General features: G+C 68.8%; 14 protein-coding genes. 2 read left to right on the forward strand and 12 right to left on the reverse strand.

The genetic code is table 11. The features are described from left to right. The first annotated feature begins 150 nt into the window (after positions 1-150). Positions 151-1,827, forward strand: coding sequence for a long-chain fatty acid--CoA ligase (locus tag FXO19_RS02780; protein WP_149193516.1), 1,677 nt, complete (start codon positions 151-153; stop codon positions 1,825-1,827). A gap of 86 nt (positions 1,828-1,913) precedes the next feature. Here the strand turns inward: FXO19_RS02780 and FXO19_RS02785 are convergent, their stop codons facing one another. From FXO19_RS02785 to prfB, 3 genes are all read right to left on the reverse strand, one after another. Further along, a complete protein-coding gene (locus FXO19_RS02785; protein ID WP_149193517.1) occupies positions 1,914-2,972 on the reverse strand; it encodes a response regulator in 1,059 nt (352 codons plus the stop codon). A gap of 169 nt (positions 2,973-3,141) precedes the next feature. Next, positions 3,142-4,671 carry a lysine--tRNA ligase gene (gene lysS / locus FXO19_RS02790; RefSeq protein WP_149193518.1) on the reverse strand — a complete coding sequence of 510 codons (1,530 nt, stop codon included), beginning with the start codon at positions 4,669-4,671 and terminating at the stop codon, positions 3,142-3,144. Between the two features lie 115 nt (positions 4,672-4,786). Continuing rightward, positions 4,787-5,915, reverse strand: a protein-coding gene (gene prfB / locus FXO19_RS02795; protein WP_149193519.1) for a peptide chain release factor 2 whose coding sequence is annotated in 2 segments (ribosomal slippage) — positions 4,787-5,839 and positions 5,841-5,915 — 1,128 coding nt in all. Because the reading frame shifts where the segments join, the coding sequence is not laid out codon by codon here. Positions 5,916-6,094: 179 nt separating this feature from the next. Here prfB and FXO19_RS02800 point away from each other — a divergent pair. After that, positions 6,095-6,838 (forward strand): M48 family metallopeptidase, encoded by a 744-nt coding sequence (locus FXO19_RS02800; RefSeq protein WP_149193520.1) that lies wholly within the window; start codon positions 6,095-6,097, stop codon positions 6,836-6,838. A 50-nt stretch (positions 6,839-6,888) separates the two neighbouring features. Here FXO19_RS02800 and recJ read toward each other — a convergent pair whose 3' ends face one another. From recJ to grpE, 9 genes are all read right to left on the reverse strand, one after another. Then, on the reverse strand, positions 6,889-8,631 hold the full coding sequence (gene recJ / locus FXO19_RS02805) for a single-stranded-DNA-specific exonuclease RecJ (RefSeq protein ID WP_149193521.1): 1,743 nt from the start codon (positions 8,629-8,631) through the stop codon (positions 6,889-6,891). Continuing rightward, positions 8,628-9,575 carry a phosphoglycerate mutase gene (locus FXO19_RS02810; RefSeq protein ID WP_187775599.1) on the reverse strand — a complete coding sequence of 316 codons (948 nt, stop codon included), beginning with the start codon at positions 9,573-9,575 and terminating at the stop codon, positions 8,628-8,630. Before FXO19_RS02810 ends, recJ begins: the two co-directional genes overlap by 4 nt. Before the next feature lie 209 nt (positions 9,576-9,784). Next, positions 9,785-10,273 (reverse strand): transcription elongation factor GreA, encoded by a 489-nt coding sequence (gene greA, locus FXO19_RS02815; protein WP_149193522.1) that lies wholly within the window; start codon positions 10,271-10,273, stop codon positions 9,785-9,787. Continuing rightward, positions 10,270-13,515 carry a carbamoyl-phosphate synthase large subunit gene (gene carB / locus FXO19_RS02820; RefSeq protein ID WP_149193523.1) on the reverse strand — a complete coding sequence of 1,082 codons (3,246 nt, stop codon included), beginning with the start codon at positions 13,513-13,515 and terminating at the stop codon, positions 10,270-10,272. The genes greA and carB overlap by 4 nt, the downstream gene beginning before the upstream one ends. A gap of 1 nt (position 13,516) precedes the next feature. After that, complete coding sequence (gene carA / locus FXO19_RS02825; RefSeq protein WP_149193524.1) at positions 13,517-14,638, reverse strand: glutamine-hydrolyzing carbamoyl-phosphate synthase small subunit; 1,122 nt, start codon at positions 14,636-14,638, stop codon at positions 13,517-13,519. 423 nt (positions 14,639-15,061) lie between these two features. After that, positions 15,062-15,778, reverse strand: coding sequence for a 4-hydroxy-tetrahydrodipicolinate reductase (locus FXO19_RS02830; protein ID WP_149193525.1), 717 nt, complete (start codon positions 15,776-15,778; stop codon positions 15,062-15,064). A gap of 146 nt (positions 15,779-15,924) precedes the next feature. Further along, the gene (gene dnaJ, locus FXO19_RS02835) at positions 15,925-17,061 is read right to left on the reverse strand and encodes a molecular chaperone DnaJ (RefSeq protein ID WP_149193526.1); all 1,137 of its coding nucleotides are present in this window, start codon (positions 17,059-17,061) and stop codon (positions 15,925-15,927) included. A gap of 130 nt (positions 17,062-17,191) precedes the next feature. Beyond that, entirely contained in the window at positions 17,192-19,123 is a 1,932-nt protein-coding gene (dnaK, locus tag FXO19_RS02840; RefSeq protein WP_149193527.1) for a molecular chaperone DnaK, read from the reverse strand. A 187-nt stretch (positions 19,124-19,310) separates the two neighbouring features. Continuing rightward, entirely contained in the window at positions 19,311-19,847 is a 537-nt protein-coding gene (gene grpE, locus FXO19_RS02845) for a nucleotide exchange factor GrpE (RefSeq protein WP_149193528.1), read from the reverse strand. Positions 19,848-19,901: the final 54 nt, after the last annotated feature.

Consider the following 19,901-nt stretch of genomic DNA (forward strand, 5'->3'; position numbering starts at 1 on the left):
TCCCCGCCTCCCCGTGTTCCGGCACGAGCTTAGCGCGCCGCGAGTGGCGATGCAGTCGCCTTGCCAGCCCCTAGAGCCTATGCTCCAATCCGGGACACAACGCACACGGCGCATCGCAAGCGCCGGTCGACAATCAGGGAGGGGATCCGCATGACCATCGAACGCCCGTGGTTGCAGCAGTATCCAGCCGGTGTTCCGTCGGAGATCGATGTCGACGAGTTTCCGTCGATCCCGGCCGTGCTGCAGGGCGCGATCGACAATTACGGCGATCGCCCCGCCTTCTCCAACCTGGGCAAGACCCTGACGTACCACGAGATCGACACCCTCAGCCGCCAGTTCGCCGGCTACCTGCTGGGCGAACTCAAGCTCAAGAAGGGCGACCGGGTGGCGATCATGATGCCCAACTGCCTGCAGTATCCGATCGCGACGTTCGGCATCCTGCGCGCCGGCCTGACCGTGGTCAACGTCAACCCGATGTACACGGTGCGCGAGCTCAAGCACCAGCTGGCCGACTCCGGCGTCAGCGTCATCCTGGTGCTCGACAACTTCGGCGACACGGTGCAGAAGGCGCTGGCCGACGCGCCGGTCCGCCAGGTGATCACCACCGGCCTGGGCGACATGCTCGGCTTCCCGAAGGGCGCGATCGTCAACTTCGTGCTGAAGTACGTCAAGAAGATGGTGCCCGACTACGACATTCCGGGCGCGATCCGTTTCCGCGATGCCCTGACGCTCGGGCGGATGCATGCCCTGCCGGACGTCTCGATCACGCCGGACGACATCGCCTTCCTGCAGTACACCGGCGGCACCACCGGCGTCGCCAAGGGCGCGATGCTGACCCATCGCAACCTGGTGGCCAACATGCAGCAGGCCGCGGCCTGGATCGGCAACGATCTCGAGCTCGGCAACGAGATCATCATCACCGCGCTGCCGCTGTATCACATCTTCGCGCTGACGGCGAACGGCCTGGTGTTCATGAAGCTCGGCGGGCACAACTACCTGATCACTAATCCGCGCGACATGCCCGGCTTCGTGAAGGAGTTGAAGGGGGTGAGGTTCACCGCGATCACCGGCGTCAACACCCTGTTCAACGGCCTGCTCAACACGCCCGGCTTCGACCAGATCGACTTTTCCCCGCTCAAGCTCACGCTGGGCGGCGGCATGGCGGTGCAGCGCGCGGTGGCCGAGCGCTGGAAGCAGACCACCGGCGTCCCGCTGATCGAGGCCTACGGCCTGACCGAGACCTCGCCGGCCGCCTGCATCAACCCGATGAACCTGACCGACTACAACGGCGCCATCGGCCTGCCGGTGCCCTCGACCGACGCCTGCATCAAGGACGACGAAGGCAACATGCTGCCGACCGGCGAGGTCGGCGAGCTTTGCATCAAGGGTCCGCAGGTGATGAAGGGCTACTGGCAACGCCCGGAGGAAACCGGGAAGGCCATCGACGCCGACGGCTGGCTGCACACCGGCGACATGGCGAAGATGGACGCGGACGGCTTCTTCTACATCGTCGACCGCAAGAAGGACATGATCCTGGTTTCGGGCTTCAACGTGTACCCGAACGAGGTCGAGGACGTGATCGCGATGCTGCCGGGCGTGCTGGAAGTGGCCGCGGTGGGAGTCCCCGACGAGAAATCCGGCGAGGTGGTCAAGGTCGTGATCGTCAAGAAGGATCAGAGCCTCACCGCCGAACAGGTCCAGGCGCACGCCCGTGAGAACCTCACCGGCTACAAGCAGCCGCGCGTCGTGGAGTTCCGCAAAGAGCTGCCGAAGACCAACGTGGGCAAGATCCTGCGCCGGGAACTGAGGGACTCTTCCCAGTCCTGATCCGGCGCGGCACCGCGGGCACTTCGTCCGCGCCCATCAGACCGTCGTCGGACAACATCCCGATGAGCGGCGTGCGTGCGAGACGCTCACTGCACGTCTTGACGGGCGGAAGTTCCCTCGAAACGGCGGGCAATCTCCTCCAGCTTGTCCTTGTTTCTCATCAGCGCATCGACGCAGCGCGGATCGAACAGCTTGCCGCTGTTGTCGGAGATGAAGGCCAGTGCCTCGTCGATCGTCCAGGCGCGCTTGTATGGGCGTATCGAGATCAGGGCATCGAACACGTCGGCGACCGCGACGATCCGGGCCTCGACCGGGATCGCCTCGCCGACCAGCCCGTCGGGATAGCCGCTGCCGTCGTAGCGTTCCTGGTGGCGCAGGGCGATGGTGGCGCTGAGCTGGATGAAGCGGTTCTGGCTGCCGCTGAGCAGGTCGTAGCCGATCTGCGGATGCTTGCGCATCAGCGCGGTCTCTTCCTCGTTGAGCGGCCCGGGTTTCATCAGCAGCGCATCGGGGATGGCGATCTTGCCGATGTCGTGCAGCGGCGCTGCCAGTTCGATCATCCGCACCTCGTCCTCGAACAGTCCCATCTCGTCGGCGACCAGACCGGCGATATGGGCCACGCGTTCGAGGTTGGCGCTGGTGCCGGCGTCGCGGTAGGCGATGGCGCGCGCCAGGCGGGTCAGGGTCTCGCGCTCGCGTTCCTCGACCTCGTGCATGCTCGACAGCAAGCGCTGCTCCAGCGACAAGGCGCGCTGCTTCACCGACTCGGAGTGCTGGCGCAGCTGCAGCAGGTTGCGGCAACGCGCGCGCAGTTCGCGCGGGCGGATCGGCTTGACCAGGAAGTCGATCACGCCGGCGTCGAGCGCCGCCTGCCGGACCGGCTCGTCGCCCACCACCGTGACCAGCACGATCGGCACGTCGCGATGCAGCAGCGGACGCCGGAAGCGGCGCGCGAACTCGAGTCCGTCGATGCCCGGCATCCGGTAGTCGAGCAGCAGCAGGTCGGGCCGGTTGTCGTGGCACCACTGCAGCGCCACCTGCGGGTCGCCGAAGTCGAGAACCGCGAGCTCCGGACTGATGTCCTCGAGGATGTGCCGCAGCATGGTACGCGCGGACGTCTGGTCGTCGACGATGACGATATTCACATCGCAGTCTCGTTGGCTGGAACCGATCCCCCCGGACGGTTCCGGATAGTTGCCGGTCTCACGGGTGGCAAGCAAGTCCCATGCCTCGCAAGTCCGCGTGAAATCAGGGCGTTCCCCACTTTGGGAATAGACATTACCGCGCCGTTGGGACAGCAGCTGACCGGCAGGGTCACACTTTGCCCTGCTCGCCCGGCTCGGGGCGCATGTACGGGAACAACAATACATCGCGGATCGACGCCGAGTCGGTGAACAGCATCACCAACCGGTCGATCCCCACGCCGAGGCCGCCGGTCGGCGGCATGCCCACTTCCAGTGCGCGGATGTAGTCGGCATCGTAGTGCATGGCCTCGTCGTCGCCGCCGGCCTTGGCGGCCACCTGGGCGCGAAAACGCGCTGCCTGGTCCTCGGGATCGTTCAACTCCGAGAAGCCGTTGGCCAGTTCCTTGCCGCCGACGAACAGTTCGAAACGGTCGGTGATGCCGGCTTCGCTGTCCGATTCGCGCGCCAGCGGCGAGACCTCGACCGGATAGTGGGTGATGAAGGTCGGCTGGACTAGCCCCGCCTCGACCGTCTTCTCGAAGATCTCCAGCAGCAGCTTGCCCCAGCCCCAGGACGGCATGAGCGGGATCCGCAACTGCTTGCAATGCCGCGCCAGGGCATCGCGATCGCGGCAGTCCGCCGTGGAAATGCCGGGATTGAGCTCGCGCACCGCCTCTTCCAGCTTCCAGCGCCGGAACGCCGGCGCCAGGTCGATGGCATGACCTTCCCACTGCAGCGCGGTGGTGCCGAGGGTCTGCTGGGCGACGTCGCGGATCATGGCCTCGGTCAGGTCCATGACCTCGCCGTAACCGACATAGGCCTCGTAGAGCTCGAGCATGGTGAACTCGGGGTTGTGCCGGGTCGACACGCCCTCGTTGCGGAAGTTGCGGTTGATCTCGTAGACGCGCTCGAAGCCGCCGACCACCAGGCGCTTGAGGTACAGCTCCGGCGCCACCCGCAGGTACAGCTCCAGGTCGAGGGCGTTGTGATGGGTGACGAACGGGCGCGCGACGGCGCCGCCGACGATGTAATGCATCATCGGTGTCTCCACCTCGAGGAAACGGCGCGCGTCCAGCCAGCGCCGGATCGCGGCGATGATGCGCGAGCGCTTGACGAACACCTCGCGCGCCTCCGGGGTGACGATGAGGTCGACATAGCGCTGCCGGTAACGCTGCTCGACGTCCGCCAGCCCGTGCCACTTGTCCGGCAGCGGCCGCAACGACTTGGTCAGCAGCCGCAATGCGTCGACCTTGATCGACAGCTCCCCGGTCCGGGTGCGCATCAGCGTACCTTCGGCCGCGACGATGTCGCCGATGTCCCAGCCCTTGAACGCGTCGTAGCGATCGCCCAGCGTCGCCGCCTGCAGGAACAGCTGCATGCGTCCGCTGACGTCCTGGATCTGGGCGAAGGCGGCCTTGCCCATCACCCGCTTGGCCAGCAGGCGGCCGGCCAGCGCCACGCGGCGCCCGGTCGCCTCCAGCGCCTCGCCGGTCCACTGCTCCGCGTCGGCGAACTCGGCCTGCAGGTCACCGGCGTGGTCGGCGCGACGGAAGTCGTTCGGGAACGCCACGCCCTGCCCGCGCAAGGCCTTGAGTTTGCCGCGGCGCTCGGCGATCAGGGCGTTGTCGTCGATGGGAGGTGGCTGGCTGTGATCGGACATGGGAGCGGAGTCTGTGGGAGTGGTGGCGGCATGCCGCCGCCGGGAAGTCGCAAGTGTGGGCAAGGCCTCCGGGTCGCGACTTCCGTCGCTCCCACATGGCCGGGAAAGCGGAGGATCACACCGCGTCGGAGCGTTTGGAACCCGCCTCCAGGCCGGACTTCAGGCTGGCCTCCACGAACTCGTCCAGGTCGCCGTCGAGCACCTTCTGGGTATCGCTGCGCTCGATGCCGGTGCGCAGGTCCTTGATCCGCGACTGGTCCAGCACGTAGTTGCGGATCTGGCTGCCCCAGCCGATGTCGGACTTGGTGGCTTCCACCGCGTCGCGCTCGGCGTTGCGCTTCTGCACTTCCAGTTCGTACAGCTTGGCCGCCAGCATCTTCATCGCGGTGTCGCGGTTGGCATGCTGGCTGCGGCCGGTCTGGCAGGCCACCACGATGCCGGTGGGCACGTGGGTGATGCGCACCGCGGATTCGGTCTTGTTGACGTGCTGGCCGCCGGCGCCGGACGAGCGGTACACGTCGGTCCTGAGGTCGGCGGGATTGATGTCGATGTCGATGTCGTCGTCGACCTCGGGCGCGACGAACACCGAGGTGAAGCTGGTATGGCGGCGGTTGTCGGAATCGAACGGCGACTTGCGCACCAGCCGGTGCACGCCGGTCTCGGTTTTCAGCCAGCCGTAGGCGAAATCGCCCTCGACCCGGATCGTGGCCGACTTGATGCCCGCGACCTCGCCGCCGCTGACTTCCATCAGCTCGGTCTTCCAGCCGCGCGACTCGGCCCAGCGCAGGTACATGCGCAGCAGCATCTCGGCCCAGTCCTGCGCCTCGGTGCCGCCGGCGCCGGCCTGGATGTCGACGAAGGCGGCGGCGGAATCCATCTTGCCGGAGAACATCCGCTGGAATTCGAGCTTGTCGACGCCGTCGGCGTAGCGCTCGACGTCGTCGACCACCGACTGCGCGGTGTCCTCGTCGCCCTCGGCCTCGGCCAGGTCGAGCAGTTCGCCGGCGCCGGCCAGTCCGTACCGCAGCTGGCTGAGGCCGTTGACGGTCTTGTCCAGCAACGAACGTTCGCGGCCCAAGGTCTGGGCGCGTTCCGGGTCGTTCCAGACATTGGGATCCTCGAGCTCGCGCTCTACCTCTTCGAGACGCTCACGCTTGGCGTCGTAGTCAAAGATACCCCCTCAGCGCTTCCAGCCGACCCTGCAGGTCGGCGATGCGCTGGCGGACGGGATTGAGTTCGATCATGGCACCTGGCCCTCGGGCATAAGCGCGGAATTCTAGCAATTTCGCGCCCATCCCTGCACCCAGGATCCACCGCAAGCGCCCGGCGCGGATCCGCGGCGGACGGCCATCTCCTGCAGGTATGATGCGACGCGGTTTCGCCGCCTCCAGGCGAACCTCTATCCAACACAAGGAGCAATCCCATGCGGAGCATACATTTCACTTCCTTTCTTCTATTCGCCGGGCTGTCCGTCTCCGGTACCGCGGCGGCCATCGACCTGGGCGGAAAACTGGGTGCGGGGCTGAAGGCCGGCAAGGCACTCACGCTGTCCGACCAGGAGGTCATCGCCTCGGCCGAACAAGCCTGCGCACACATGGACGCGAGCAATCCGGTGGCGGCGCAGGACGATCCCGACGCCGTGCGCCTGGCGAGCATCACCGAGGGGCTGGCGAACGAAGACGGCCTGTCGCTGGATTTCAAGGTGTACAAGTCCGACGACGTCAACGCCTGGGCGATGGCCAACGGCTGCGTGCGGGTGTACTCGGGGCTGATGGACGTCGCCTCGGACGACGAAATCCGCGGCGTGATCGGCCATGAGATCGGCCACGTCAAACTGGGCCACACCAAGAGCAAGATGCGCACTGCCCTGCTTTCCTCCAGTGCGCGCGAAGGTCTCTCGGTCGCAGGTGGTTCGCAGGTGAGCGCACTGGCATCGGGCCGGATCGGTGAGCTCGCCGAGGGCGTCGTCAACGCGCAGTTCTCGCAGAAGGAGGAAGGCGCCGCCGACGAGTACGGCTACGGATTCATGGTGCGGCACCAGTACGACCCCAGCGCGATGGTGACCATGTTCCGCAAGCTCTCCAGCGAGGGCGGACTGATGTCCTCCCACCCCGGTTCGGAAGCGCGCGCCAGGCGCATCGAGGGGATGATCGCCGAAGGCCGTTGAGCCTGTGCGGCCGTTGAGCCGGTGCGGCCGGCGTCGGCGGGAACGACTCGTCAGGCGCCGGCCGTCTCGCGATGCTCCACGATCAACTGGATCGCCTGCCCGCCGCGATAGTCGTCGGTGGCGAGGCGATAGGCCAGGCGCACGCGCTGCGACGGTTCGCCTCCGGCGGCATCCACGCCGCCGAACTGGATCGCGCCGAGCGGCTCGCGCCGGTCCGGACTGCGCAGCCGCAGCTTCAGATGCCGCTCGCCGACGATCCGCCAGTCCAGCACCTCGAACTCGCCGTCGAACAGCGGCTCCGGAAATCCCTGCCCCCAGGGGCCGCCGTCGCGCAGCGCCTCGGCATGGAAGCGGTCGAACTCGTGCGGCAGCAGCTCGCCGTCGCTGTCGAGCACCGCCTGCAGCACCGAGGCGTCGAGGCAGGCCGCGGCGTGGGCGCAGAACGCATGCTCGAAGGCCGCGAAGCGGCCGGCGTCGAGGCTGAGACCGGCGGCCATCGCATGGCCGCCGAACTTGTCCATCAGCCCCGGGTTGGCGACATCCAGCGCGGCCAGTGCATCGCGGATGTGGAAGCCCGGGATTGAGCGCGCCGAACCACGCAGGCTGGCGCTGCCCGGTTCCGCCGGCGCGAACGCGATCACCGGCCGGTGCAGGCGCTCCTTCAGCTTGGAGGCGACCAGGCCGATCACGCCCGGGTGCCAGTCCGGATCGAACAGGCACAGCACCGCGGGCGCCATGGCGGCGAGATCGGCCGGCAGGCGCGATGCGATCGCCGCTTCGGCCTCGTCGACCATCGTCTGCTGCACGCCGCGACGCTCGGCGTTGATGCCGTCGAGCCGCCGCGCCAGCGCCATGGCCGTCGCATCGTCCTCGCACAACAGGCACTCGATGCCGAGCGCCATGTCCTGCAACCGACCGGCGGCATTCACCCGCGGCGCGACCGCGAAGCCGATGTCGGCCGCGGTCAGCCGCGACGCCTGTCGCCCCGAGACCTCGATCAGCGCACGCAGCCCCGGACAGCCCTGCCCGGCGCGCAGGCGCTGCAGCCCGGCGGCGACCAGGGCGCGGTTGTTGGCATCCAGCGGCACCAGGTCGGCGACGGTACCGACTGCGACCAGGTCGAGCAGCGTGCGCAGGTCCGGATCGGCGCCGGTCAACGCGCCGCGCGTCCGCAGCAAGCCGCGCAGCGCCAGCAGCACGTAGAAGATCACGCCGACGCCGGCCAGCGCCTTGCTGGGGAAGCCGTCGCCGGCGAGGTTCGGGTTGACGATCACGTCCGCCGGCGGCAGTCGCTCGCCCGGCAGGTGGTGGTCGGTGACCAGCACCCGCCAGCCACGCGCCTTGGCCGCCGTCACGCCGGCATGGCAGGCGATGCCGTGGTCGACGGTGAGCAGCAGTTCCGGATCCAGCGCCGCGAGTTCGTCCACCAGCGCCGGCGACAGCCCATAGCCGTGGATCACGCGATTCGGCACCGCCGGCAGCACGTTGCGCGCGCCGAGCATGCGCAGGCCGCGTACCGCCACCGCGCAGGCGGTGGCGCCGTCGCAGTCGAAGTCGCCGACCACCACGATCCGGCGGCCGTCGGCAACGGCATCGGCCAGCAACGCCGCCGCATCGGCGATGCCGGTGAGCGTGTCCGGCGGCAGCAGCCGCGACAGCCGCGGCTGCGCGAGCACGGCATCGACGATGCCGCGGGCGGCGTAGATGCGGCGCAGCAGCGGCGGCACGTGCCCGGGCCAGTCTCCGGCTATCGCGGCGACAGCGCGGCGGCGGATGTGGCGCGTCGGCGTCATCGCGCCAGGGCGGCCTGCGGGCGGCGCCAGAGGCGCCAGCGCTGGCTCCGTGCGATGCGGTAGGCGTCGCCGTCCTCCAGGTCCAGTCGCAGCGATGCCAGGCGCCCTGCCTGCACGGCCTCCAGCGCCGGCGCGAGCCAGGCCTGCGCGAACAGCTTCAGGTCGCGCAGCGGGCGCAGGTCGATCAGGGTGTCGGCGTCGGGCACGGCGAAGCGCGCCTGCGGCGGCTGCACGCGCAACCCGGCGGCGGCGGCCAGCGCGCGCAGCGATTCGTCGTCGCCGGCGACGGCGGCGAAGCCGCTGCGCACGCGGTCCGGCAGCACGCCGGCGCCCCAGAACCACAGCGAGTTCACCGGCGCCAGGCCGCGCTCGATGCGGCGCGCGTTCCACGGATGGTTGTGCAGCACGATCTGGGCCTCGTTGAGCAGCGCGCGCCAGCGCCTGCCTCCCGATCCTTCAGCCAGGTGCTCGAACAGGTCGGCGCCGAGCGCCTCCGAGGGCGCCGTGAATGCCGGCAGGTCGGCCTGCGGCGGCAGGCGCAGGTACCAGCGCGTCGGCACCGGTGCGTCGATCGGAAACCCGGCGTCGCCGAACAGCGGTTTCAGCGGCGGCAGCAGCGCCGCGACGTCCGCGGCGCCCAGCGCCAGCGCCTCGCCGCAGGCGAGCAGGCGCGCGCCGTTGATGTCGGGGCGGACATAGGCCGGATCCGCGCGCAGCCAGGCCGAGCCGGCGGCGTCGCCGGCATCCATCTGCCGGCTCAGCGCGGCGATCGGCCAATGCCGCGGCAGCAGCTCGAAATGGCGCAGCAGCTGGGCGCGATGTCCCGCCTCCCCGGCTGGCAGGCGGTCGGCGCGCCCCAGCGCGCGCGCGCCGGCGTCGTCCAGGCGCTGTGCGCCGAATCGTTCGGCGGCGGGCAGCAAAAAGACGGCCTGCGCGGCGCCCATCAGGCGCGCACCCTCGGAAGAAAAGCATTCGCCACGGACCGGCGCGGATGAACGCCGATAGCGCATATTCGGATCTCGCGCCGGCGAGGTGCCGCCTGGCTGTCCCGATCCGCGATCATCCGCGCCGATCCGTGGCAGGAGCGCTTTCGCGGAACGATGGCGAGGCGCGAGCCGGTCGGGTCGAGGCTCTTCGCCATGCGCAGGCGGGCCTAGCCGTAGCGGACCGAGACGATGTCGTATTCGCGGGTGCCGCCTGGCGCCTCGATGGTCACGGTATCGCCCTCGTGCTTGCCGATCAGCGCGCGCGCGACCGGCGAAGAGATCGCGATCAGGCCCTGCTTGATGTCGGCTTCCAGGTCGCCGACGATCTGGTAGCGCCGGATGTGGTCGGGAGCGCTCGGCTCCGACTCGACGTCCTCGAGTTCCACGCGGGCGCCGAAGACTATCTTCGAGCCGGCGTTCAGCGTCGTCACGTCGATGACCTGGGCGTGCGACAACTCGGACTCGAGCTGCTTGATCCGGCCTTCGATGAATCCCTGCTGCTCGCGGGCGGCATGGTATTCGGCGTTTTCCTTCAGGTCGCCGTGCGCGCGCGCCTCGGCGATCGCGCTGATCACCGCGGGGCGCTTCACCGACTTCAGCTCGTCCAGTTCGGCGCGCAACCGCTGCGCGCCCTGAACCGTCAATGGTGCTCTCATCTTTGCCTCAATTCTTCGTGCAGTTCCTGCAGCGACCAGACCGGCCCGCTGCCGCGATATTCCAGAGAATGCAGCAATGCCCGGGCGCCGGCAATGGTGGTCGAATAGGTGACCCGCCGCTGCAGCGCCTCGCGCCGGATCGAGAACGAGTCGGCGATTGCCTGCTTGCCCTCGGTGGTGTTGACGATGTAGGCGATCTCGCCGTTCTTGATCAGGTCGACGATGTGCGGCCGGCCCTCGATCACCTTGTTGATGCGCTCGCAGGCGATGCCGTGTTCATCCAGCCACTGCGCCGTGCCGCGCGTGGCGACCAGCGTGTAACCGCGGTCGATCAGGTCGCGCGCCACCGGCAGCACCCGCGGCTTGTCGGGGTCGCGCACCGAGACGAACACCTTGCCCGTGGTCGGCGGGGTGCGGATGCCCGCGGCCTCCTGCGCGCGCGCGAACGCGGCGCCGAAGCTGCGGCCCACGCCCATCACCTCGCCGGTTGAGCGCATCTCAGGGCCGAGGATCGGATCCACGCCCTGGAACTTGGCGAACGGGAAGATCGCCTCCTTGACCGCGTAGTAGTCCGGCACGACCTCCTCGGTGACGCCCTGCTCGGCCAGGCTGCGCCCGGCCATGCAGCGGGCCGCGATCTTGGCCAGCGGCAGGCCGGTGGCCTTGGACACGAACGGCACCGTGCGCGAGGCGCGTGGATTGACCTCCAGCAGGAAGATCCGGTCCTCGCCGCCGTTGCTCTGGACCGCGAACTGCGTGTTCATCAGCCCGACCACGTTCAGCCCCCGCGCCAGCGCGACCACCTGCTCGCGCAGGCGCGCCTGGGTGGCGGCCGACAGCGAGTACGGCGGCAGCGAGCACGACGAGTCGCCCGAATGCACGCCGGCCTCCTCGATGTGTTCCATCACCCCGCCGATCAGCACCTGGCCGTCGGCATCGGCGATCACGTCGATGTCGACCTCGACCGCGTTGTCGAGGAAACGGTCGAGCAGCACCGGCGAATCGTTCGACACCTTGACCGCCTCGCGCATGTAGCGCTCCAGGTCGACGTCGGCGTGCACCACCTCCATCGCGCGGCCGCCGAGCACGTAGCTCGGGCGCACCACCAGCGGGTAGCCGATCTCGCGCGCCAGCAGCAACGCCTGCTCGGGGTTGCGCGCGGTGCGGTTCGGCGGCTGCTCGAGCTCGAGCTTCTGCACCAGTTGCTGGAAGCGCTCACGGTCCTCGGCCAGGTCGATCGAGTCCGGCGAGGTGCCGATGATCGGCACCCCGGCGGCCTCCAGCGCGCGCGCCAGCTTCAGCGGCGTCTGCCCGCCGTACTGCACGATCACGCCCTTGGGCTTCTCCAGCTCGACGATCTCCAGCACGTCCTCGAGCGTGAGCGGTTCGAAGTACAGGCGATCGGAAGTGTCGTAGTCGGTGGAGACGGTCTCCGGGTTGCAGTTGACCATAATGGTCTCGAACCCGTCCTCGCGCAGCGCCAGCGCCGCGTGCACGCAGCAGTAGTCGAACTCGATGCCCTGCCCGATCCGGTTCGGTCCGCCGCCGAGCACCATGATCTTGTCGCGGTCGGTCGGCTGCGCCTCGCACTCGTCCTCGTAGGTCGAATACATGTAGGCCGTGGTGGTGGCGAACTCGGCCGCGCAGGAGTCGACGCGCTTGTACACCGGGCGAATATCGAACGCGCGACGCAGCGCGCGCACCGCATGCTCGTCGCTGCCGGTCAGCTGCGCCAGGCGGGCGTCGGAAAACCCCATGCGCTTGAGCCGGCGCAGGCGCGCGGCGTCGAGCGCCTGCAGGCCGGCGTCCGCGACGGCGCGCTCGGTGGCGACCAGTTCCTCGATCTGGTCGAGGAACCAGGGATCGACGAACGACAGCGCGTGTACGTCCTCCACGCTCATCCCGGCGCGGAAGGCATCGGCGAGATGGAACATCCGGTCCGGCCCCGGCTCCTTGACCTCGCGCCGCAGCGCGGTCAGGCCTTCCTCGCTGTCGAGGTCGAGCCCGGTCGGGTCCAGCCCGACCTTGCCGGTCTCCAGCCCGCGCAGCGCCTTCTGCAGCGACTCCTGGAAGCTGCGGCCGATCGCCATCACCTCGCCGACCGACTTCATCTGCGTGGTCAGGCGCGCATCGGCCTGCGGGAACTTCTCGAACGCGAAGCGCGGGATCTTGGTGACCACGTAATCGATGGCCGGCTCGAACGAGGCCGGGGTGAGCCCGCCGGTGATCTCGTTGCGCAGCTCGTCCAGGGTGTAGCCGACGGCGAGCTTGGCGGCGACCTTGGCGATCGGGAAACCGGTGGCCTTGGACGCCAACGCCGAGGAGCGCGACACGCGCGGGTTCATCTCGATCACCACCACCCGGCCGGTCTGCGCGTTGATCCCGAACTGCACATTGGAGCCGCCGGTGTCGACGCCGATCTTGCGCAGCACCGCGACCGAGGCGTCGCGCAGGCGCTGGTACTCCTTGTCGGTCAGGGTCTGCGCCGGGGCCACGGTGATCGAGTCGCCGGTGTGCACGCCCATCGGATCGAAGTTCTCGATCGAGCAGACGATGATGCAGTTGTCCGCGGTGTCGCGGACAACCTCCATCTCGAACTCCTTCCAGCCCAGCACCGACTCCTCGATCAGCACCTCGTGGGTGGGCGAAAGCTCGAGGCCGCCCTTGACGATGTTCTCGAACTCCTCGCGGTTGTAGGCGATGCCGCCGCCGCTGCCGCCGAGGGTGAAGCTGGGGCGGATGATCGTCGGGTAGCCGACGTCGACCTGGATCTCCATCGCCTGCTCGAAGCTCCTGGCGACCGCGGCCTTGGGGCATTCCAGGCCGATCTCGGCCATCGCCACGCGGAACAGCTCGCGGTCCTCGGCCATGCGGATCGCCTCGCGCGAGGCGCCGATCAGCTCGACGCCGTACTTCTCCAGCACGCCGTTGTCGGCGAGGTCGAGCGCGCAGTTGAGCGCGGTCTGCCCGCCCATGGTCGGCAGCAGCGCGTCGGGCTTCTCCTTGGCGATGATCTTCTCGACCATCTGCCAGGTGATCGGCTCGATGTAGACCGCGTCGGCCATCTCCGGGTCGGTCATGATCGTGGCCGGGTTCGAGTTCACCAGCACCACCCGGAAACCCTCCTCGCGCAGCGCCTTGCAGGCCTGCGCGCCGGAGTAGTCGAACTCGCAGGCCTGGCCGATCACGATCGGCCCGGCGCCGATGATCAGGATGGTGCGGATGTCGCTGCGCTTGGGCATGTCAACGCGCCTCCATCAGCGCAACGAATCGGTCGAACAGCGGCGCGACGTCGGTCGGGCCGGGCGAGGCCTCGGGGTGCCCCTGGAAGCTGAACGCGGGCGCATCGGTCAGCTCGATGCCCTGGTTGCTGCCGTCGAACAGCGAACGATGCGTGACGCGCACGTTGGCCGGCAGCGTGCTCTCGTCCACGGCGAAGCCGTGGTTCTGCGAGGTGATCATCACCCGGCCGCTGTCGAGGTCCTGCACCGGGTGGTTGGCGCCGTGGTGACCGAACTTCATCTTCACCGTCCTGGCGCCGGCGGCCAGGCCCAGCAACTGATGGCCGAGGCAGATGCCGAACACCGGGATCTTCCTGGCGATGCAGTCGCGGGTCGCGGCGATGGCGTAGTCGCAAGGCTCCGGGTCGCCCGGGCCGTTGGACAGGAACACGCCGTCGGGCCGCAGCGCCAGCACCTCGGCGAAGGGCGTCTGCGCCGGCACCACGGTGACCGCGCAGCCGCGCTCGGCCAGCATCCGCAGGATGTTGCGCTTGATGCCGTAGTCCCAGACGACGACCTTGAAGCGCCGCTCCGCCTGCCCGAACGTACCGGCGTCCAGGTCCAGCCTGCCCTCCGTCCAGTCGTAGGACGTACGCGTGCTGACCTCTTTCGCCAGGTCCATGCCCTGCAGGCCCGGAAACTTGCGCGCCGCCTCGATCGCATGGTCGACATCGATCTCGCCGGCCATCAACGCGCCGTTCTGGGCGCCGCGGTCGCGCAGCAGGCGCGTCAGCTTGCGGGTATCGATATCGGCGATGGCGAGCACGCCGCGTTCGCGCAGCCAGTCCGGCAGCGCCCGTTGGCTGCGCCAGCTGCTGGGCCGGCGCGGCACGTCGCGCACGATCAGGCCGGCGGCCCAGACCTGCGACGCTTCGTCGTCCTGCCCGGTGCAGCCGGTATTGCCGATGTGCGGATAGGTCAGGGTGACCAGCTGCCGTGCGTAGGAGGGATCGGTGAGGATCTCCTGGTAGCCGGTCATCGCGGTGTTGAACACCACCTCGCCGACCGAAAGGCCGGGCGCGCCTGCGGAAATGCCCTCGAAGACGGTGCCGTCCTCGAGTGCCAGAATTGCGGGTTGGGTCACGGCGCTCGCCTTGTATGGAGAAACCCTGCCCCGCCGACCTGCGGCTGCAGGAAACCGCGGACGTGGCTTCGATCCAGTCCGGGCGGCGGTCATCAGGCGAGCGGGAATTGTACCGATGCCCCCCGCAAAAGGAAACGCCCGTCCGCCTGCTGCGCACGCGGGATTCAGCGATGAGGCGGCGGCCGAACGCTTCGACGCGGCGCTGGATCGGCCCCAGCGCCGACATTCACTCCCTTCGCCCACCTCTGTAGGAGGGGCTTCAGCCCCGACCCGCCGAAGATCGCGGCGCGGCAACAGGGAGCGGACGGTGCCGGCTGCGAGCTGCTTGCGTGATTCTTTTCCGCGCTCCGCTCGTTCGCGGGGTCGGGGCTGAAGCCCCTCCTACAAGGACAGCGGGGTATGGAGAGCGAACGTCGATAGGTCCTAGGCGAACAGCAGATCGCGCAACCGGTACCGGCCTGCCGGGCGGCCATGCAGGCGGATCGCCGCGGCCAGCGCGCCGCGGGCGAAGATGTCACGGTCGCTGGCGCGGTGGATCAGCTCGATGCGTTCGCCGATGCCGCTGAACTGCACCGTGTGCTCGCCGACGATGTCGCCGGCGCGCAGGCTGGCGTAGCGCGCCTCGGCCCCGCCCCGCTGCGCCGAGGCGCCCAGCACCAGCGCGGTGCCCGACGGCGCGTCCTGCTTGTGCACGTGGTGGGCCTCGACGATGTCGCAATCCCAGCCGTGGAGGGCGCCGGCGGCGCGCTCGACCAGTTCGTCCAGCACCGCCACGCCGAGGCTGAAGTTGGCCGCCGACAGCACCGCGATCCGCTCCGCGGCCGCGTCCAGCGCGTCCTGTTGCGCCTGCGCCAGCCCGGTGGTGCCGGAGACGAATCCGGCGCCGCGTTCGAGGCACAGCGCCAGGATCGCGCCGAGCCCCTCGGGCAGGCTGAAGTCGATCGCGACATCGAACGCCGGCACCCCGTGCAGTTCGGTGGTGGCGAACTGCGGCACGCCGTCGATCACGCGTTGATCGACCGTGCGCGACACCGCGGCGACCGGCAGGCAGTCGTCGCGCCCGGCGCACAGGCGCAGCAGCGCCTGGCCCATGCGGCCGGAGGCGCCGTGGATCAGCAGTCGGGCGGGAGCGTCGGGCATCGGCGCAGGCTACCGGCGGTAGCCCGGCACGACAAGCCGCAAACGACGCCTGCCCGTAGAGCGGAGCTTGCTCCGCTACCTGGGCTCCGGAGTCCGTGCAGCCGAGCAAGCTCGGCTCTACGGGGTGCGGATGAGCCGTTGCGGGCTCAAGAGGTCATGCGTTCCCAGAAGCCGCGTACGCCATCGACGAAGGTGCTGGATTTCGGCGAATGGCGGCGCGCGGCACCGTCGCCGGCGAAGGTGGCCTCGAACTGCTGCAGCAGCTCGCGCTGCTCGGTGGTCAGGTTGACCGGGGTCTCGACCACCACCTTGCAGAAGAGGTCACCGGGCTTGCGGCTGCGCACCGAGCGCACGCCCTTGTCGCGCAGGCGGAACACCCTGCCGGTCTGGGTCTCGGCGGGAACCCGGATCTCCGCCTCGCCGCCGAGGGTCGGCACGCGCACCGTGTCGCCGAGCGCCGCCTGCGAGATGCGGATCGGCACCTCGCAGTGCAGGTCGTCGCCGTCGCGCACGAAGAACTCGTGCTCGCGCACCCGCACCTCGACATAGAGGTCGCCCGGCGGCGAGCCGCCGGGGCCGGCCTCGCCCTCGCCCGCCAGGCGGATGCGGTCGCCGGAGTCGACCCCGGCCGGAATCTTCACCGACAGCACCTTCTCCTCTTCGACGCGACCCGCGCCGCGGCAGGTCCGGCAGGGGTTGCTGATCACCTGGCCGCGCCCGCCGCAATGCGGGCAGGCCTGCTGCATGGTGAAGATGCCGCGCTGGATGCGCACCTGGCCGCGTCCGTGGCAGGTACCGCAGGTGTCGATGCGGCCGTCCTCCGAGCCGGACCCGGCGCAGTCGCCGCAGGCCGCCAGGGTCGGCAGCTCGATGCGCTTCTCGGCGCCGGCCACGGCCTCCTCGAGGTCCAGTTCCAGCACGTAGCCGACATCGGCGCCACGGCGTGGCCCGCCACGCGTCGCGCCGCCGCCGAAGATGTTGCCGAAGATGTCGCCGAAGATATCGCCCATGTCGGCGAAGCCGGCGCCGCCCGGGCCGGCATTGCCGCCGCCCATGCCGTGCTCGAAGGCGGCATGTCCGTACTGGTCGTACATGCGGCGCTTGCCGCCGTCGGACAGGACTTCGTAGGCCTCCTTGCATTCCTTGAACGCCGCCTCGGAATCCGCGTTGCCGGGATTGCGATCCGGATGGTGCTTCATCGCGCAGCGGCGGTAGGCCTTCTTCAGGTCCTCCTCGCTGGCGTTCCGGGGCACGCCCAGGATTTCGTAGTAGTCGCGTTTCATGGGGCCGTGATTGGTGATTCGTGATTGGTGATTCGCAGAAGCAAAAGCCTGTCAGGCGACCGGGATTCAAACGGCGGCAAGAGCGGAGCCGAAGCCCCGCTCTTGCGAATCACCAATCCCGAATCACGAATCACTGCTTCTGATCGTCATCCTTGACCTCGGTGAATTCGGCGTCGACCACGTCTTCGCCCTGCTGTGCACCCGTGGTGCCGGCGTTTCCGTCCGTGCCCGCCTGCTGCTCGGAGGCCGCGGCCGCCGCGGCAAACAGCGCCTGCGCGGCTTCCTCCAGCGCCTTGGTCTTGGCTTCGATCTGGCTCTTGTCGTCGCCCTTCATCGCCGTCTCCAGCTCGGAGATCGCACTCTCGGCGCGGCCTATCGCGTCGCCCGGCACCTTGTCGCCGTTGTCCTTGATCGCGCTGCGCGCGCCGTGGATCAAAGCGTCGGCCTGGTTGCGCGCCTGCACCAGCTCCTGGAACTTCTTGTCCTCCTCGCGGTGCGCCTCGGCGTCGGACACCATGCGCTGGATCTCGTCGTCCGACAGGCCGGAGCCGGCCTTGATCTCGACCTTCTGCTCCTTGCCGGTCTTCTTGTCCTTGGCGTGCACATGCAGGATGCCGTTGGCGTCGATGTCGAACGACACCTCCACCTGCGGCATGCCGCGCGGCGCCGGGTCGATCCCGGTAAGGTCGAACTTGGCCAGCGACTTGTTGAAGCGGGCCTGCTCGCGCTCGCCCTGCAGCACGTGCACCGTCACCGCGGACTGGTTGTCCTCGGCGGTGCTGAAGGTCTGCGAGGCCTTGGTCGGCACCGTGGTGTTCTTCTCGATGATCTTGGTGAACACACCGCCCAGGGTCTCGATGCCCAGGCTCAGCGGGGTCACGTCCAGCAGCAGCACGTCCTTGACGTCGCCGGCCAGCACGCCGCCCTGGATCGCGGCGCCCACGGCCACGGCCTCGTCGGGATTGACGTCCTTGCGCGGCTCCTTGCCGAAGAACTCGGCCACCGCCTGCTGCACCTTCGGCATGCGGGTCTGGCCGCCGACCAGGATCACCTCGTCGATCTCGGATGCGCGCACGCCGGCATCGTTGAGCGCGGTGCGGCACGGCTCGATGGTCTTCTTCACCAGGTCCTCGACCAGCGCCTCGAGCTTGGCCCGGGTGAGCTTGATGTTCAGGTGCTTCGGACCGGAGGCATCGGCGGTCACGTACGGCAGGTTGACCTCGGTCTGCTGCGAGCTGGACAGCTCGATCTTGGCGCGCTCGGCCGCGTCCTTCAGGCGCTGCAGGGCCAGCGGATCCTTGCGCAGGTCGATGCCCTGGTCCTTGTTGAACTCGTCGACCAGGTAGTCGATGACGCGCTTGTCGAAGTCCTCGCCGCCGAGGAAGGTGTCGCCGTTGGTGGCCAGCACCTCGAACTGCTTCTCGCCGTCCACTTCCGCGATCTCGATGATCGAGACGTCGAAGGTGCCGCCGCCGAGGTCGTACACGGCGACCTTGCGATCGGCGCCGGTCTTGTCGAGGCCGTAGGCCAGCGCCGCCGCGGTCGGCTCGTTGATGATGCGCTTGACCTCGAGCCCGGCGATCTTGCCGGCGTCCTTGGTCGCCTGGCGCTGCGAGTCGTTGAAGTACGCCGGCACGGTGATCACCGCCTCGGTGACCTTCTCGCCCAGGTAGTCCTCGGCGGTCTTCTTCATCTTCTCGAGCACGCGCGCGGAGATCTCCTGCGCCGACAGCTTCTTGCCGTCGGCGGTCGCGACCCAGGCGTCGCCGTTGTCGTGCTTGACGATCTTGTAGGAGACCAGGTCGATGTCCTTCTGCACCTCGGCGTCGTCGAACTTGCGCCCGATCAGGCGCTTGACCGCGTAGAAGGTGTTGGCGGAATTGGTCACGGCCTGGCGCTTGGCGGACGCGCCGACCAACACCTCACCGTCCTTGCTGTAGGCCACGATCGACGGCGTGGTGCGGTCACCCTCGCTGTTCTCGATGACCCGGGTCTTGCCGCCTTCCATGATCGCCACGCACGAGTTGGTCGTGCCGAGGTCGATGCCGATGATCTTTGCCATGAGTGGTTCCCTCTGGAATTTCTGGTTCTGGAATATGGACTTGGCGGGCCAGCCGCCGACTGTGGTTATCTGGGGGCTGCGCCGCGCGCTTCAAGCGCCGCGGCGCCGCGCCGCCCTCGGTCCGGCACCCGGTGGACGGCTCGCCGCGCGCCGGCTGTCGACGGAAACCGAGCGTCGCCCACCCGCGTCAGTCGTGCCTGGCGACCACCACGAGCGCCGGGCGCAGCAGCCGTTCATTCAGCTTGTAGCCCTTCTGGAACAGCTGCACGATCGCGCCGGGCGCGACCTCCTGCGTCTCGACCACGCTCATCGCCTGGTGCCGCTCCGGGTCGAAGGCCTCGCCGACCGTCGGCGCAACCTCGACCAGGCCGTTGCCCTCGGCGACCTTGTGCAGCTGGCGCAGGGTGAGCTCGACCCCGGCCCGCAGCGGGTCGCCCTCGGGCGCGGTCGCCAGCCCCGCTTCCAGGCTGTCGAACACCGGCAGCAGGTCGCTCAGCAGGCGCTCGTTGGCGAAGCGGCGGGCGGCCTCGACGTCGCGCGCCAGGCGCTTGCGCTGGTTGTCCAGGTCGGCGCGCTCGATCAGCGACTGTGCCCGCAGCTGCTCCAGTTCGCCCTGCAGCGCCTCGATCCGGTCCTGTAGAGCGATCTCACCCTGGTCCACGTCCCGCGCCTGGTCCTCCGGCGCCTGCCCGCCGGCGTCGTTTTCGTTCGGTTGGTTGCTCATTTCCCGTTCCGTGGCGGTCGTTCGGCCGCCGCAGTGCGCAGCAATGGGGTTGAA

The organism is Luteimonas suaedae (assembly GCF_008312895.1).
Taxonomy (GTDB): Bacteria; Pseudomonadota; Gammaproteobacteria; order Xanthomonadales; family Xanthomonadaceae; genus Luteimonas; species Luteimonas suaedae.

What these genes read in the sequence shown, in the direction of transcription:
- FXO19_RS02780 (WP_149193516.1), top strand. Translation starts at nt 151, where the DNA reads ATGACCATCGAACGCCCGTGGTTGCAGCAGTATCCAGCCGGTGTTCCG.
- carB (WP_149193523.1), bottom strand. Translation starts at nt 13,515, where the DNA reads ATGCCCAAGCGCAGCGACATCCGCACCATCCTGATCATCGGCGCCGGG.
- dnaK (WP_149193527.1), bottom strand. Translation starts at nt 19,123, where the DNA reads ATGGCAAAGATCATCGGCATCGACCTCGGCACGACCAACTCGTGCGTG.
- dnaJ (WP_149193526.1), bottom strand. Translation starts at nt 17,061, where the DNA reads ATGAAACGCGACTACTACGAAATCCTGGGCGTGCCCCGGAACGCCAGC.
- FXO19_RS02810 (WP_187775599.1), bottom strand. Translation starts at nt 9,575, where the DNA reads ATGGGCGCCGCGCAGGCCGTCTTTTTGCTGCCCGCCGCCGAACGATTC.
- greA (WP_149193522.1), bottom strand. Translation starts at nt 10,273, where the DNA reads ATGAGAGCACCATTGACGGTTCAGGGCGCGCAGCGGTTGCGCGCCGAA.
- FXO19_RS02830 (WP_149193525.1), bottom strand. Translation starts at nt 15,778, where the DNA reads ATGCCCGACGCTCCCGCCCGACTGCTGATCCACGGCGCCTCCGGCCGC.
- lysS (WP_149193518.1), bottom strand. Translation starts at nt 4,671, where the DNA reads ATGTCCGATCACAGCCAGCCACCTCCCATCGACGACAACGCCCTGATC.
- FXO19_RS02800 (WP_149193520.1), top strand. Translation starts at nt 6,095, where the DNA reads ATGCGGAGCATACATTTCACTTCCTTTCTTCTATTCGCCGGGCTGTCC.
- recJ (WP_149193521.1), bottom strand. Translation starts at nt 8,631, where the DNA reads ATGACGCCGACGCGCCACATCCGCCGCCGCGCTGTCGCCGCGATAGCC.
- grpE (WP_149193528.1), bottom strand. Translation starts at nt 19,847, where the DNA reads ATGAGCAACCAACCGAACGAAAACGACGCCGGCGGGCAGGCGCCGGAG.